Genomic DNA, 15,138 nt, shown 5'->3' with positions numbered 1-15,138 from the left:
TCGGCCCGTGAGCCGGTTCAGTTGTTCGTGAAGCCCACGAGCAGGCCGCCGGTGACGCGGACGCTCAGGTTGTACAGCACGGCGACGATGGCACCGATGACGGTGCCGACGACGACGTTGAGGACGGCCACGACGATGCTGAAGAGCATGATCTGGGCGATCGAGAACGTGTCCTGGATGGAGAAGTTCTGGTCGCCGAGGATGTCGCGCAGCAGGGTGTCGAGGTCGTTGAAGATCCCGGTCTGGTTGAGGATCAGCCAGATCAGGAACGTCGCGACGATCGTGATGATGCCGAGGGCCACCGCGATGAGGAACGACAGCTTCACGACCGACCAGAAGTCGATGTAGACGAGCTTGAGTCGGACCTGCTTGGTGCCCGAGGGCTTCTTGGCCTTGCTCTGGAGTCTGTCAGCGACGCTACTCATTGATCGGTTCCTCTTCCGTGCTGTCGTCAGCGGGCTCGACGGCGGGCTCCGGAGCGTTCTCGACGGTGTCGATCACGTCGCCGGGGCTCACGGCGGGCACAGCTTCGTTGTCACCGACCGCGTCGATGACGGCCTCGTCGGACTGTGCCACGAGATTCCGTTCGGTGTTGCGCGCCACGGCGATGATGCGGTCATCAGCGGCGAAGCGCGCGAACACCACGCCCATGGTGTCACGGCCCTTGGCCGGCACCTCGGCCACGGCAGACCGTACCACCTTGCCGCTCGAGAGCACGACGAGCACCTCGTCGTCCTCGCCGACGATGAGGGCGCCGGCGAGGTCGCCCCGCGCCTCCGCCAGCTTGGCGACCTTGATGCCGAGGCCGCCGCGGTTCTGCACGCGGTACTGGTCGGCGGCGGTGCGCTTCGCGTAGCCGCCCTCGGTGACGACGAACACGTAGCCCGTGTCGTCGGCGACCGACGCCGACAGGAGGGTGTCGCCCTCGCGGAAGGTCATGCCCTTCACGCCCGAGGTCGAGCGCCCCATCGGACGGAGGGAGTCGTTGGTGGCGGTGAAGCGCAGCGACATGCCGTGACGGGACACCAGCAGCAGGTCGTCGCTCTCGTCGACGAGCAGCGCCGAGACGAGCTCGTCGTCGTCGCGCAGGTTGATCGCGATGATGCCGCCGGTGCGGTTCGTGTCGTACTCGGTGAGCGCCGTCTTCTTGATCAGTCCCGCCCGCGTGGCGAGCACGAGGTACTGCGCCACCTCGTAGTCGCGGATGTCGAGCACCTGCGAGATGGACTCGTCGGGCTGCATCGCGAGCAGGTTCGCCACGTGCTGGCCCTTGGCGTCGCGCCCGGCCTCCTGCAGCTCGTAGGTCTTGGCGCGGTAGACGCGGCCCTTGTTCGTGAGGAAGAGGAGCCAGTGGTGCGTCGTCGTCACGAAGAAGTGGTCGACGACGTCGTCGGCGCGGAGCTGGGCGCCGCGGACTCCCTTGCCGCCGCGGTGCTGGCTGCGGTAGTTGTCGCTGCGCGTGCGCTTGACGTACCCGCCGCGGGTGATGGTGACGACCATCTCCTCCTCGGGGATGAGGTCCTCGACGCTCATGTCGCCGTCGAAGCCGAACATGATCTCGGTGCGGCGGTCGTCGCCGTACTTGTCGGTGATCTCCTGCAGCTCGTCGCTGACGATGCTGCGCTGGCGCTCGGGCTTGGCGAGGATGTCCTTGTAGTCGGCGATCTCGCGCTCGAGCTTGTCGGCGTCGTCCTGGATCTTCTGGCGCTCGAGGGCCGCCAGGCGGCGCAGCTGGAGGTTGAGGATGGCCGAGGCCTGGATCTCGTCGACGTCGAGCAGCTCCATCAGGCCGCCCCGCGCCTCCTCGACGGTGGGCGAGCGGCGGATGAGCGCGATGACCTCGTCGAGGGCGTCGAGCGCCTTGAGGTAGCCGCGGAGGATGTGCGCGTCGGCCTCGGCCTTCTTCAGCCGGAACTGGGTCCGACGGACGATGACCTCGATCTGGTGGTCGACCCACGCCGAGATGAAGCCGTCGAGCGCCAGCGTGCGGGGCACGCCGTCGACGATGGCGAGCATGTTCGCGCCGAAGTTCTCTTGCAGGCTGGTGTGCTTGTAGAGGTTGTTCAGCACGACCTTGGCGACGGCGTCGCGCTTGAGCACGATGACGAGGCGCTGGCCGGTGCGGCCGGAGGTCTCGTCGCGGATGTCGGCGATGCCGCCGATGCGGCCGTCCTTGACGAGCTCGGCGATCTTGATCGCGAGGTTGTCGGGGTTCACCTGGTACGGCAGCTCGGTGACGACGAGGCAGGTGCGCCCCTGGATCTCCTCCACCGAGACGACCGCGCGCATGGTGATCGAGCCGCGGCCCGTCCGGTAGGCGTCCTGGATGCCCTTGACCCCGAGGATCTGCGCGCCGGTCGGGAAGTCGGGGCCCTTGACGCGCTGGATCAGCGCCTCGAGCAGCTCTTCGCGGGTGGCCTCGGGGTTCTGCAGGTACCACTGCGCGCCCGCCGCGACCTCGCGGAGGTTGTGCGGCGGGATGTTCGTGGCCATGCCGACGGCGATGCCGACGGAGCCGTTGACGAGGAGGTTCGGGAACCGGCTCGGCAGGATCGCGGGCTCCTGCGTGCGGCCGTCGTAGTTGTCCTGGAAGTCGACGGTGTCTTCGTCGATGTCGCGGACCATCTCGAGGGCGAGCGGGGCCATCTTCGTCTCGGTGTACCGGGGGGCGGCGGCGCCGTCGTTGCCGGGCGAGCCGAAGTTGCCCTGGCCGAGGGCGAGCGGGTAGCGGAGGCTCCACGGCTGCACGAGGCGGACGAGCGCGTCGTAGATCGCCGTGTCGCCGTGCGGGTGGAACTGGCCCATGACGTCGCCGACGACGCGCGAGCACTTCGAGAACGCGCGGTCGGGGCGGTAGCCGCCGTCGTACATCGCGTAGATCACGCGGCGGTGGACGGGCTTGAGGCCGTCACGCACCTCCGGCAGGGCACGCCCGACGATGACGCTCATCGCGTAGTCGAGGTACGAGCGCTGCATCTCGAGCTGCAGGTCGACCTGCTCGATGCTGTCGCGCTTGATCGCCGGGGCGAAGGTGGGGGTGCCCTCGGCGTCGTCGCCCTCGGGGGTCTGGGTCGGCTCGTCGGCCATGATTCTCCGTCTGTCGTGGTGTGCCCCGGTCGTCTCCGCGGGGCGCGGGCGTGCTCCGGCTCAGCCGGAGGCGCGCATCAGATGTCGAGGAAGCGCACGTCTTTCGCGTTCTGCTGGATGAAGGCACGGCGCGACTCGACGTTCTCGCCCATCAGCGTGTCGAAGATCGTGTCGGCGGCCGCGGCGTCCTCGAGGGTGACCTGGAGGAGGGTGCGGGTGTCCGGGTCCATGGTCGTCTCCCACAGCTCCTTGTAGTCCATCTCGCCGAGGCCCTTGTAGCGCTGGATCCCGTTGTCCTTCGGGATGCGCTTGCCGGCGGCACGGCCCTGCACGAGCATCGCGTCGCGCTCGGCGTCGCTGTAGACGTACTCGTGCGGCGCGTTGCTCCACTTGAGCTTGAACAGCGGCGGCTGCGCGAGGTACACGTAGCCGAGGTCGATGAGCGGGCGCATGTAGCGGAAGAGCAGCGTCAGCAGGAGGGTCGTGATGTGCTGGCCGTCGACGTCGGCGTCGGCCATCAGGACGATCTTGTGGTACCTCGCCTTGTCGGGGTCGAAGTCCTCGCCGATGTCGGCGCCGAACGCCTTGATCATCGCCTGCACCTCGTTGTTGCCGAGCGCACGGTCGAGGCGCGCCTTCTCGACGTTGAGGATCTTGCCGCGGAGCGGGAGGATCGCCTGCGTCTCGGGGTTGCGCCCCTGGACGGCCGAGCCGCCGGCCGAGTCGCCCTCGACGATGAAGATCTCGGAGAGCGAGGGATCCTTGCTCTGGCAGTCCTTGAGCTTGCCGGGCATGCCGTTCGACTCGAGGACGCCCTTGCGGCGGGTCTGCTCGCGCGCCTTGCGGGCGGCGAGGCGGGCCTGCGAGGCCAGGATGCCCTTGCGGACGATCTCGGCGGCCTGCTTCGGGTTGCGGTCGAACCAGTCGTTGAGCTGCGAGCCGGCGACCTTCTGCACGAACGACTTGGCCTCGGTGTTGCCGAGCTTGGTCTTCGTCTGGCCCTCGAACTGCGGCTCGCCGAGCTTGATCGAGATGACGGCGGTGAGGCCCTCGCGGACGTCGTCGCCCGACAGGTTGTCGTCCTTCTCCTTGAGCAGGTTCTTCTCGCGGGCGTAGCGGTTGATCAGCGTCGTCAGCGCGGCGCGGAAGCCCTCTTCGTGGGTGCCGCCCTCGTGCGTGTTGATCGTGTTCGCGTAGGTGTGGACGCTCTCCTGGTAGGAGGTGTTCCACTGCATGGCGACCTCGAGCGAGATCTTGCGCTCGACGTCCTCCTGCTCGAAGGCGATGATGTCGTCGTGGACGGTCTCGACCTTCTTCACCGTGTTCAGGTACTCGACGTAGTCGACGAGGCCCTTCTCGTAGTGGAAGACATCGTGGCGGGCCTCGACGCCCTCCTCCTGCACGCGCTCGTCGCTGAGCTCGATGCGGAGGCCCTTGTTGAGGAAGGCCATCTGCTGGAACCGGGTGCGGAGGGTCTCGTAGTCGAAGTCGACCGTCTCGAAGATCTCGGCGTTGGGCCAGAAGGTGATCGTGGTGCCGGTGGTGTCGTCGGCCTCGCCCTTCGCGAGCGGCGCGACGGGCACGCCGTCGGTGAAGCTCTGGCGGTAGACGTTGCCCTGGCGGCGGACCTCGACGTCGAGCTCGCTCGAGAGGGCGTTGACCACCGAGCTGCCGACGCCGTGCAGGCCGCCCGAGACGGCGTAGCCGCCGCCGCCGAACTTGCCGCCCGCGTGCAGGACGGTGAGCACGACCTCGACGGTCGACCGGCCCTCGATCGGGTGGACGTCGACCGGGATGCCGCGGCCGTTGTCGACGACGCGCACGCCGCCGTCTTCGCGCATGGTGATCTCGATGTGGTCGCAGTGGCCGGCCAGCGCCTCGTCGACCGAGTTGTCGACGATCTCGTAGACCAGGTGGTGCAGACCGCGGGGCCCCGTCGAGCCGATGTACATGCCGGGCCGCTTGCGCACGGCCTCGAGGCCCTCGAGAACCTGGATCGCACTGGCGCCGTAGGAGTCGTCGGGCTGGGCGTCGGTGGGGTTCGGTGACATGTGCGTGGGGGCTCCTGCCGGACGGGACGAGGGGTGTCGCCCCGCTGCGACACGCGGGCGCGCAGAGCGGTCAGACGACCCTCAGAGTCTACCGCAGGCGTGTCCCCCGTAGGGCGAGATCCGCCCACAGACGGATTTTCACGAGCCTGTTGGACGATTCACCCTCCCTAGCCGTAAGTATCGCGAGGACCACGCCCTGGAACCGATCTGGGGCCGCGTTTCCAGGACGGGGCGTTGGGTGCCAGGAAACGCACCGACTGGATCCCCGCGTCGGGGTACCTCTGGACGATGGTCGTCGTGACCGTCCCGCGCATGAGCCGGAGCTGCGTCGCCCACGCCGTGGAGTCGCACTGCACGGTCAGCGTGCCGTCGTCGATCGACACCGGGTCGGAGTGCGCGGCGAGCTCCTCGCCGACCATGTCGGGCCACGCGGTCATCAGCTCGGACTGCGCCAGCGGCGAGCTCCAGCCCATCTCGGTCGTGACGGTGGCGAGCACGTCGGCGATGCCGCGGGGCTCCCGGCCGGTGCCGAACGGCTGGCTCGGCGAGCCCAGCTTGATGGCCTTGCGGCGACGGCCGTCGCGCGAGCGGCCGTTCGGGTCGCCGAACACGCGCCGGAAGCGGAGGTACACGCGCTGCGCCTCGTTGTCGCCCCGGGGAGGCGCGGGCTCGGTCGCCGGGGCCGGCTCCGTCGCCGGGGTGGTCGCGTCGTCGCTCACGGGGTCGCCGCCTCGTCGACCGGCGCGGCTTCGTCGACCGGCGCGGGCTGGTCGACGATCGTGCCCTTCGCGATCCGGACCGTGTGCGCCTTGAGCCGGGCGGGCACGTCGCCCTCGACCGCGGCGGTGATGAGCACCTGCTCGTAGTCGGCGACGGCGTCGGCGAGGCGCTCGCGCCGTGACCCGTCCAGCTCGGCGAACACGTCGTCGAGCACGATCACCGGGTCGCCCGTCGCGGAGTCCGTGCGGATGACGGCGGCCGACGCGAGCTTGAGCGCGAGGGCGAACGACCACGACTCCCCGTGGCTGGCGTACCCGCGCGCCGGCAGCGCGTTGAGCGAGAGGAAGAGGTCGTCGCGGTGCGGGCCGACGAGGGTGAGACCGCGGTCGAGCTCGGACGGCCGCACCCGCGCGAGCGCCTGGCGGAAGACCTCGGGGACCTCCGCCGGCGGGATCGACTCGCTCGGCGCCTCCGCCGCGGTGGTCTCGTCGTCGGGCACGGAGCCCCGGATGCTGAGGACCGTCGAGAGCCGGGCGGCGTGGTCCTCGCCGGCGACGGCGGCGTACGACCGGGCGACCTCGGGGGCGAGGTCGGCGACGAGCTGGTCACGGGCGACGACGATCTCGCTGCCGAGCGCGACGAGCCGTTCGTCCCAGATGTCGAGCGTGCCGAGCTGGTTCGGCTTGACGCCGGAGGCGCGGGCCGACTTCAGGAGCGTGTTGCGCTGCTTGAGCACCCGCTCGTAGTCGGCCTGGACGCCCGCGAGGCGCGGCGACCGGGTCACGAGCAGCTCGTCGAGGAAGCGACGGCGGCCCGAGGGCTCCCCGCGGACGAGCGCGAGGTCCTCGGGCGCGAAGAGCACGCTGGTGAAGTAGCGCGGCAGCTCGCGGGGCTTGATCGCCCCGCGGTTGACCTGCGCCCGGTTGGGCGACGACCGGTTGATCTGGACCTCGGCGAGGAGCTCGCGGTCTCCCGCCTCGAGGCGGGCCCGCACGATGGCCGAGTCGGTGCCCTGCCGGATCAGCGCGGCGTCGGACGACACCCGGTGCGAGCCGAGGCTCGCCAGGTAGCCGAGCGACTCGACCAGGTTCGTCTTGCCCTGGCCGTTGCTGCCGACGAAGAGGTTGGGCCCGCGCGCGAGCGCGACTTCTGCGGACGCGTAGTTCCGGAAGTCGGTCAGGCTGAGATGCAGTACTCGCACGCGGGCCGGTGAGGCGACTAGGCCTTCTTGACCGCGTGGCCGCCGAACTGGTTGCGCAGGGCAGCCACGGCCTTCATGGTCGGCGAGCCCTCGCCCTGGCGCGACACGAAGCGCGCGAAGATCGAGGCGCTCAGCGCGGGCATCGGGACGGCGTGGGCGATGCCCTCCTCGAGGGTCCAGCGACCCTCTCCGCTGTCTTCGACGTAGCCCGACAGGCCGTCGAGCTTGGGGTCGGCCTCGAGGGCCAGCACCATGAGCTCGAGCAGCCAGGAGCGGACGACCGTGCCGCGCTGCCACGCCTTGAAGACCGCGGGGACGTCCTCGACGAGGCCCTTGGCCTCGAGGAGCTCGTAGCCCTCGCCGTACGCCTGCATGATCGCGTACTCGATGCCGTTGTGGACCATCTTCGCGTAGTGGCCCGCGCCGACGCCGCCGGCGTGGCTGAAGCCCTCCTCGCGGGGGCCCTCGGGGCGCAGCGCGTCGAAGACGGGCATGGCGCGCTCGACGTCGGCGGCGTCGCCGCCGACCATCAGGCCGTAGCCGTTCTCGAGGCCCCAGACGCCGCCGGAGACGCCGGCGTCCATGTAGCGGATGCCCTTGGCGTCGAGGAGGGTCGCGTGGACTTCGTCGTCGAGCCACTTCGAGTTGCCGCCGTCGATGACCAGGTCACCGGGCTCGAGCACCTCGCCGAGGTCCTTGATGACCGCGTCGGTGATCTGGCCGTGCGGCACCATCACCCAGACGAGGCGGGGCGACGGCAGAGCCGCGGCGAGGGCGCCGAGGTCCGCGACGTCGGAGACGGCGGGGTTGGCGTCGTAGCCGGTGACCTCGATGCCCGCGTTGCGCAGGCGAGCGCGCATGTTGTTGCCCATTTTGCCGAGACCGACGAGGCCGATGTGCATGAGATTCCTTCGTTCAGTGGAGGCGCCGTCTGAGCGCCTTCGTCGTGGTGCGCGTCAGCGCAGGAGGAGGTTGGGCTGCAGCAGGTACTTGTAGCTGTCAGCACCGGCCTGGTCCCTCGAGGACTGACTGGTGATCAGCACGGGACCGGGCTTGTTCGGGTTCTCCGTCTTGGTGAAGGAGATCCGCACGAACTCGGAGTGGACCGCTCCGAGGCCGTCGAGGAGGAACTGCGGCTTCAACGAGACCACCGTGTCCTCCCCCGTCAACAACGCGTCGATCGACTCTGATGCCTGCGCCTGCTCACTGCCGATGGCCTCGAGCGTGAGCCCGTCGATCGTGAACGTGAACCTGAGGGCCGCCTCGCGCTCGAGCACGAGCGAGACGCGGCGGACGGACTCGACGAGCTCGGCCGTGTTGATCACGGCGTAGTTCTCGACGGTCTCGGGGAAGAGCCGCTTGACCGGGGGGAAGTTGCCCTTGATCAGCAGCGACGTGACGGTCTTGTCGCCCGCCTGGAACGCGATCAGCTCACGGTCGTCGCTGCCGGTGATCGAGACGGCGACGGTGGTGGCGCTGCCGAAGGTCTTGCCGACCTCCTGCAGGGTGCGGGCCGGGACGAGCGCGGTGGTCGTCTCGGCGCCGCCGGTCGTGCCGGCGTCGAACTCGATGCCACGGACGGCGACGCGGTAGCGGTCAGTGGCCACGAGCGAGAGGGAGTTCTCGGAGACCTCGAGCTGCACGCCGGTGATGACCGGGGTGACGTCGTCGCGGGACGCGGCGACGGCGACCTGCGAGATGGCGAGCGAGAAGGCGTCGCCGGGGACGACGCCGGACTGCGCGCCCACGGTGGGCAGCGTCGGGTACTCCTCGACGGGCATGCTCAGCAGCGAGAAGTTGGCGGAGCCGCAGCTGACGGCGATGCGGTTCTCGTCGGTGGCGAAGGTGACCGGTGCGTTGGGCAGGCGGCTGGCGATGTCGGCCAGGAGGCGGCCGGAGACGAGGATCGTGCCCGGTTCGTCGACCTCCGCCGCGATGCTCGTCTGGGCCGAGACCTCGTAGTCGAACGACGAGAGCGTGAGCCCGTCGGCGTCGGCCTCGATCAGGACTCCGCTGAGGATCGGGAGCGTCGTGCGCTGCGGGAGGAGCTTCACCGCGAACGAGACGGCATCGCTGAAGACGTCACGGTTGACCTGGAACTTCACGCGGGGACCCCTGTTCGACTACGCACCGGTGGATTGCCCGCCAATACTGCCACAGCGATGAGGCGGGCGGTCCCGGGGCTCCGGAGGGCAGCCCGCTGTCCACAAGGTTGTCTCTCGATCAATTTCTTGTAATCCAGGATTAACAGTCTTAACCGTTGTGCACAGTGTGGATAACCTGTTTAAAACCCCGCGGCCAGAGGGAACTACACGTTTGTGACTTGTGCACGGAGTGTGGAAGTCGGAGGGGGAACCCCCGGTGTCCGACCCCGGTCCCCCGGGCCGTTCCCACAGGTCGAGGCGATCTCCCCACAACGAGCCCCCGAGTTGTCCACGAGTTTCCACAGGTTATCCACACTGTGGGATCGTCCCCGGTCCTGGCGTGGCGCGGGGCGCCTCCCACCGGCCCACGGGACGACGAACGGGCGCCGACACGAGGTCGACGCCCGTCGGGGCGGTTCGTCGGGGAGGCGCGCGGCAGCGGCCTCGACTCCCCTACTTGTAGCGGGTGTCCTGCTTGATCCGGCTCGTCAGCTCCGTCACCTGGTTGTAGATCGAGCGGCGCTCCTTCATGAGCTCGCTGATCTTCTTGTTCGCGTACATGACGGTGGTGTGGTCGCGGTTGCCGAAGAGCTGGCCGATCTTGGGCAGGGAGAGGCTCGTCAGCTCGCGGCAGAGGTACATCGCGATCTGCCGGGCGGTCGCGATCGCCTGCGAGCGGGACGACCCGTAGAGGTCGTCGACCGAGAGCTTGAAGTAGTCGGCGGTGTGGTTGATGATGTCGACCGGCGCGATGACGTTGTCCTCGTCGAGGGTGATGAGGTCCTTGAGGACCGTCTGCACGAGCGAGAGGTCGACCGCCGTCCGGTTCAGGCTGGCGAAGGCCGTGACCCTGATCAGGGTGCCCTCGAGCTCGCGGATGTTGCTCGACACCTTCGTCGCGATGAACTCGAGCACCTCGTCGCGGATCTGGAGCTTCTCGCTCTGCGCCTTCTTGCGGAGGATGGCGATGCGCGTCTCGAGGTCGGGCGCCTGGACGTCGGTGATCAGGCCCCACTCGAAGCGCGACCGCATGCGGTCCTCGAAGCCGGTCAGGTGCTTCGGCGGCAGGTCGCTCGTGATGACCAGCTGCTTGTCGTGGTCGTGCAGGGTGTTGAAGGTGTGGAAGAAGGCTTCCTGCGTGGAGTCCTTCCCCTGCAGGAACTGGATGTCGTCGATCAGGAGGATGTCGATCTCGCGGTACCGCTGCTGGAAGAGGTTCGAGCGGTTGTTGGCGATCGAGTTGATGAAGTCGTTCGTGAACTCCTCGCTGCTCACGTAGCGGACCCGGATGCCCGGGTACATCGTCTCGGCGTAGTGCCCGATGGCGTGGAGGAGGTGAGTCTTGCCCAGCCCGGACGAGCCGTAGATGAAGAGGGGGTTGTACGCCTTCGCCGGCGCCTCGGCCACGGCGACCGCCGCCGCGTGGGCGAACCGGTTCGAGGCCCCGATCACGAAGTTGTCGAAGCTGTACTTCGGGTTCAGGCGCGAGTCGTTGCGCTTGCCCGACGAGGGCGACTCGACCGGGGTGGGGACGAACGGCGCCTCGATGTAGTGGACGGGCTCCGACTCCTCGGGCTGCTGAGTCAGGGTGTCGGGCGTGATGTCGGGGTTCACCGTGATGGCGAAGCTCGCCACGGAGGCGTCGCCCAGGGCGGCGATCGACTCCAGCAGGGGGGTGCGGATGCGCTGCTCGAGCATGCCGCGGGTCAGGTCGTTGGGCACCTCGAGGTAGAGGGTGCCGCCGAGCACTCCCTTCGGCTCGACCAGGCTGATGAAGCCGTGGAGCTGAGGGGTGATCCGGTCGTCGGTGGTGAGGGTGGCGAGGACGGACCGCCAGAGGTCCTGGACCGGATCGACGGTGTTCGCCACGGGTCATCACTTCCTGTCGGGTGCGCGAGGGGGCCCCGGCTGTCGTTCGGCAGGGCCCGGTCGGGCCCGCACGAGGATCTCTCCTGCACCAAGTTATGCACAGCTTTCTCCACCGGTGGACGATCGTCGTCTGAGCCGGGAGAGCCGCGGATTCCCCGTGGTTACAGGGATCTGGAGCAGGAAGTACCCACCTTAGTTCGGATGAGTATGACCCCCGCAATCGAAGTTCTCAACAGTGTGGACAAATGCCGGGAGCCCAGTCGTTTGACCGCAGCGCGGATGCCGCGTACTTTTAATCAGTTGATTTCAGCCGATTGGGCTGTGACAAGACTTCTTCGGACACGGCAGCAGGCCAGGTCCGCTTCCCCCACGGAGAGAACACCATGAGCAAGAGAACGTTCCAGCCGAACAACCGCCGCCGCGCCAAGAAGCACGGCTTCCGTGCCCGCATGCGCACCCGCGCCGGCCGCGCGATCCTGGCCGCTCGTCGTGGCAAGGGCCGCACCGAGCTCTCCGCGTAGCTAGTCCTTGTTGGCCCGCGCCAACCGGATCGTCCGCGCAGACGACTACCGCAACACAGTGCGCCGTGGCCGCAAGTCGGGCACGGCGCACTCGGTCGTCTACGTGCGGCGTCGTCGAGACGACGACGCGATCCGGTTCGGCTTCATCGTGGCCAAGACGGTCGGCAACGCCGTGGCGCGGAACACCGTCCGGCGGCGGCTCAAGCACGTGTGCCACGAGCTGCTCCCGACGATGAGCCCCGGCACCGACGTGGTCATCCGCGCCTTGCCAGGCAGTCTCGACGTTCCGTGGTCTACCCTGCTCACGGACATCTCGGGGGTCGTCGACGAGAGCGTGAGGTCATGACCGGTGCACTGCAGTTCGTGGCTCTCCTGCCGCGCAACGTCTGCGTCGTGATCCTCCGCGCCTACCGCGCCGTGGTCTCTCCTCTCTACGGCGAGGTCTGCCGCTACCACCCGTCGTGCTCGCGGTACGCCCTCGAGGCGATCCAGCAGCACGGGGTCGTCCGCGGCGTCGCGCTCGGCACCTGGCGCATCGGTCGCTGCAACCCCTGGTCGGCAGGGGGCGTCGATGACGTCCCGGAGCCCCGTCGGCAGAAGCACTCCCTCACCGCCTTCGGGTTCGTGGTCCCTCGACGGGCCGACTCCGCCCCGCAGACTCCCCCGCGCCTCCTCGCACAGACCCACTGGAAGGGCTGACCCGCCACCATGGACCTCCTCGGTACCGTTCTCTGGCCGCTGAAGTGGATCGTCGAAGCGATCCTCGTCAGCTTCCACACCATCCTCACGGGTGCCGGCATGGGCACCGACTGGGGCAGCACCTGGGTGCTCTCCATCGTCGGCCTCGTCCTCGTCGTGCGTGCCTGCCTCATCCCGATCTTCGTGCGGCAGATCAAGAGCCAGCGTCGGATGATGGAGATCGCTCCGCGCCTGAAGAAGATCCAGGACAAGTACAAGGGCAAGCGCGACCAGTTCAGCCGCGAGGCCATGTCGCGCGAGACGATGGCGCTCTACAAGGAGACCGGCACCAACCCGCTGAGCTCCTGCCTCCCCCTGCTGATCCAGATGCCGATCTTCTTCAGCCTCTACTCGGTGCTGCACAACGCCCAGCAGGACAAGGTGGGCATCGGCCTGCTCAACCAGGCCCTCTCGACGTCGTTCGGCGAGTCGACCCTGTGGGGCGCTCCGCTGAAGGAGACCTTCCTCGGCGCCACCACGTGGGAGGTCCGCCTCCTCGCCGGCGCGATGGTCGTCGTCATGACCGCGTCGCAGTTCATCACCCAGCTGCAGATCGTCTCGAAGAACATGTCGCCCGAGACCAAGGCGAGCCCCATGTTCAAGCAGCAGCGCATGCTCCTCTACTTCCTCCCCCTGGTGTTCGTCTTCTCGGGCCTCTCCTTCCCCCTCGGCGTGATGTTCTACTGGCTGACCTCGAACATCTGGACCATGGCCCAGCAGTTCCTCGTCATCAGGAACATGCCGACGCCCGGCAGCGAGGCCGCCCTGGCCCGCGAGGAGCGCCTGGCCAAGAAGGCCCAGCGCAAGGGGCTCTCGCTCGGCGACATCACGGTCACCGAGATCGAGCCGGCCCCCGCCGTGCCCAAGCCGACCCAGCGCGTGCAGCCCGTCGGCAAGAACCGCTCCAAGAAGCAGAACGGCGCCAAGAAGTAGCGCGTCGGCCCTCCCCCGGGCCGACGCCTCCCCCCTGCAGTGCCGCAGCACCTTCCCCGCCGTGATCCCGACCGACCCGGAGAGACGACCGACATGAACGACATCGACAGCACGAGCGCCGACCACGACGTCGCCCCCGAGGCCACGCCGGAGGCTCGGGTCGAGACCGACGCACCGGTCGCCTCCTCTGCTCCCGCCGTCGACGCCGTCCCCGGGCCCCCGGCCCGGCGCGAGCCCGTCGGCGACGCTGCCGCGGCCTCGCCGGCGCCGTCCGCCCAGTCGATCATCGACGAGGGCGAGATCGCCGCCGACTACATCGAGGAGCTCCTCGACATCTGCGACTTCGACGGCGACATCGACATCGAGGTCCGTGCCGGTCGGTCGTACATCTCCATCGACTCGAGCGGCGGCGAGGGCTCGCTGCGCCTCCTCTCGAAGCCCGACACGGTCAACGCCCTCCAGGAGCTGACCCGCATCGCCGTCCAGGCGAAGACCGGAGAGTTCTCGCGCCTCATCCTCGACATCGGCGGCTCGCGCGCGACGCGCGAGCAGGAGCTCGGCGCCATGGTCGACCGGGCCGTCGAGAAGATCGAGGAGGGCGCCGCGGCGGCCTCGCTGCCGCCCATGTCGTCGTACGAGCGGAAGCTCGTCCACGACATCGTCGCGGCCCGCGGCTTCACCTCGGAGTCCGAGGGCGAAGGCCGCGACCGCCACACGGTCATCACCCGCGCCTAGCCGCGCTGCGCCGACGCCCCGCCCGGCGACCCGACCTCCCTGCTCCACCCGACCGGATGACCTGCTGACGCCATGACCGACACCGCCGAGCTCGAGACCGAACCCGCCGTCGCCGCCGAGATCTTCGGTGACCGCCTCGAGGTCGTCCGTCGCTACACCGCCGACCTCGCCCAGCACGGCGAGGAGCTCGGTCTGATCGGGCCGCTCGAGCTGCCGCGCCTGTGGACCCGGCACGTCATCAACTCCGGTCTCGTCGCCCCGCTGCTCACGGCCGGTCGGGTCGGTGACGTCGGCTCGGGGGCCGGGCTGCCCGGCCTCGTCCTGGCGGCGGCCCGACCCGACGCCACGCTCGTGCTGATCGAGCCGATGGAGCGCAGGGTCGAGTGGCTGATCGCCGAGGCGGAGCGCATGGGCCTCACGAACGTGGAGGTGGTCCGCGCCCGCGCCGAGGAGGTCGAGCTCGACGGGTGGCTCGACCAGGTCACCGCACGCGCCGTGTCCGCGCTGTCCAAGCTCATCCCGCTCACCGCGCCCCTCGTGAAGACCGGCGGCCAGCTGCTCCTCATGAAGGGGGCTCGTGTGCAGCAGGAGATGGAGGTGGCTCGCAAGGCGATCGCCAAGGCGCACCTCGTCGACGTCGAGGTGCTCGAACTGGGCGTGGGCCTGGTCGACCCGGCTGAGGTCACCCGCGTCTTCCGCGCGACGCTGGACTGACGGTCCGGGCCGTCTCCACAGGAGGCGATCTGAGCGGGGGGGGCGAGGTCGGTCGAGCTGGGCTGCCGCCAGGGCTCGCGTTCTGTGGGCGTGTGGTGCCCAAGGTCCGCTACCACATCCCATTAAATGCTCCTGAACAGCACATTGTCTGGCTTTCGCGCGCCATGCCACGCCCTCGTGCCGTTCCGGCCGAGGCAGTTACCAACATGTTGGTGAGCCTGTGTAGAAAGTCGTCCACAGGCGCCCACGGTGACGCCGGGTGACCCCTGTGGATGCCGTGCCGGACACTGGGGACACCCCGCTCTGGACCTCCGTCGACTGCGGTCGACGAGCTAGAGTTGACCGTGGTCGACCGCAGTGCTGGTCGATCAGGAGCCGACACGAGTCGCTGCTCCCACCCCGCGACCGGAGGCGTCGACCGTCCC

At 68.8% G+C, this 15,138-nt stretch carries 14 protein-coding genes; 6 read left to right on the top strand and 8 right to left on the bottom strand.

Features of this window, described 5'->3' with window-relative positions; genetic code table 11:
* Positions 1-17: 17 nt before the first annotated feature.
* From IFT45_RS10195 to dnaA, 8 genes are all read right to left on the bottom strand, one after another.
* Complete coding sequence (locus IFT45_RS10195; RefSeq protein WP_056058111.1) at positions 18-425, bottom strand: DUF3566 domain-containing protein; 408 nt, start codon at positions 423-425, stop codon at positions 18-20.
* Entirely contained in the window at positions 418-3,087 is a 2,670-nt protein-coding gene (gene gyrA / locus IFT45_RS10190) for a DNA gyrase subunit A (RefSeq protein ID WP_192128017.1), read from the bottom strand. Before gyrA ends, IFT45_RS10195 begins: the two co-directional genes overlap by 8 nt.
* A 77-nt stretch (positions 3,088-3,164) precedes the next feature.
* A complete protein-coding gene (gene gyrB / locus IFT45_RS10185) occupies positions 3,165-5,138 on the bottom strand; it encodes a DNA topoisomerase (ATP-hydrolyzing) subunit B (protein ID WP_056058114.1) in 1,974 nt (657 codons plus the stop codon).
* Positions 5,139-5,305: 167 nt separating this feature from the next.
* On the bottom strand, positions 5,306-5,857 hold the full coding sequence (locus IFT45_RS10180; protein WP_185230693.1) for a DciA family protein: 552 nt from the start codon (positions 5,855-5,857) through the stop codon (positions 5,306-5,308).
* The gene (recF, locus tag IFT45_RS10175; RefSeq protein WP_192128016.1) at positions 5,854-7,059 is read right to left on the bottom strand and encodes a DNA replication/repair protein RecF; all 1,206 of its coding nucleotides are present in this window, start codon (positions 7,057-7,059) and stop codon (positions 5,854-5,856) included. The genes IFT45_RS10180 and recF overlap by 4 nt, the downstream gene beginning before the upstream one ends.
* Positions 7,060-7,076: 17 nt before the next feature.
* On the bottom strand, positions 7,077-7,961 hold the full coding sequence (gene gnd, locus IFT45_RS10170) for a phosphogluconate dehydrogenase (NAD(+)-dependent, decarboxylating) (RefSeq protein WP_056058120.1): 885 nt from the start codon (positions 7,959-7,961) through the stop codon (positions 7,077-7,079).
* Between the two features lie 54 nt (positions 7,962-8,015).
* The gene (gene dnaN / locus IFT45_RS10165) at positions 8,016-9,164 is read right to left on the bottom strand and encodes a DNA polymerase III subunit beta (RefSeq protein WP_185230697.1); all 1,149 of its coding nucleotides are present in this window, start codon (positions 9,162-9,164) and stop codon (positions 8,016-8,018) included.
* Between the two features lie 492 nt (positions 9,165-9,656).
* The gene (dnaA, locus tag IFT45_RS10160) at positions 9,657-11,072 is read right to left on the bottom strand and encodes a chromosomal replication initiator protein DnaA (protein WP_056058127.1); all 1,416 of its coding nucleotides are present in this window, start codon (positions 11,070-11,072) and stop codon (positions 9,657-9,659) included.
* Positions 11,073-11,455: 383 nt separating this feature from the next.
* Between dnaA and rpmH the strand changes: the two genes are divergently transcribed.
* The 6 genes from rpmH (at position 11,456) to rsmG (ending at position 14,713) form a co-directional block, all read left to right on the top strand.
* Positions 11,456-11,593 (top strand): 50S ribosomal protein L34, encoded by a 138-nt coding sequence (gene rpmH, locus IFT45_RS10155; protein WP_043595303.1) that lies wholly within the window; start codon positions 11,456-11,458, stop codon positions 11,591-11,593.
* A gap of 10 nt (positions 11,594-11,603) precedes the next feature.
* Positions 11,604-11,939, top strand: coding sequence for a ribonuclease P protein component (gene rnpA / locus IFT45_RS10150; RefSeq protein WP_235491293.1), 336 nt, complete (start codon positions 11,604-11,606; stop codon positions 11,937-11,939).
* Positions 11,936-12,292, top strand: a complete 357-nt coding sequence (gene yidD / locus IFT45_RS10145) for a membrane protein insertion efficiency factor YidD (protein ID WP_056058131.1) — start codon at positions 11,936-11,938, stop codon at positions 12,290-12,292. Before rnpA ends, yidD begins: the two co-directional genes overlap by 4 nt.
* 9 nt (positions 12,293-12,301) lie before the next feature.
* Entirely contained in the window at positions 12,302-13,264 is a 963-nt protein-coding gene (yidC, locus tag IFT45_RS10140) for a membrane protein insertase YidC (RefSeq protein ID WP_056058135.1), read from the top strand.
* 93 nt (positions 13,265-13,357) lie between these two features.
* Entirely contained in the window at positions 13,358-13,999 is a 642-nt protein-coding gene (locus IFT45_RS10135; RefSeq protein WP_192128015.1) for a R3H domain-containing nucleic acid-binding protein, read from the top strand.
* Between the two features lie 72 nt (positions 14,000-14,071).
* Positions 14,072-14,713, top strand: a complete 642-nt coding sequence (gene rsmG / locus IFT45_RS10130) for a 16S rRNA (guanine(527)-N(7))-methyltransferase RsmG (protein ID WP_192128014.1) — start codon at positions 14,072-14,074, stop codon at positions 14,711-14,713.
* Positions 14,714-15,138: the final 425 nt, after the last annotated feature.

The organism is Frigoribacterium sp. CFBP 13707 (assembly GCF_014842245.1).
Taxonomy (GTDB): domain Bacteria; phylum Actinomycetota; class Actinomycetes; order Actinomycetales; family Microbacteriaceae; genus Frigoribacterium; species Frigoribacterium endophyticum.
Note: the sequence above shows the minus strand (reverse complement) of the source record. Positions and strands in the feature narration are given on the sequence as shown.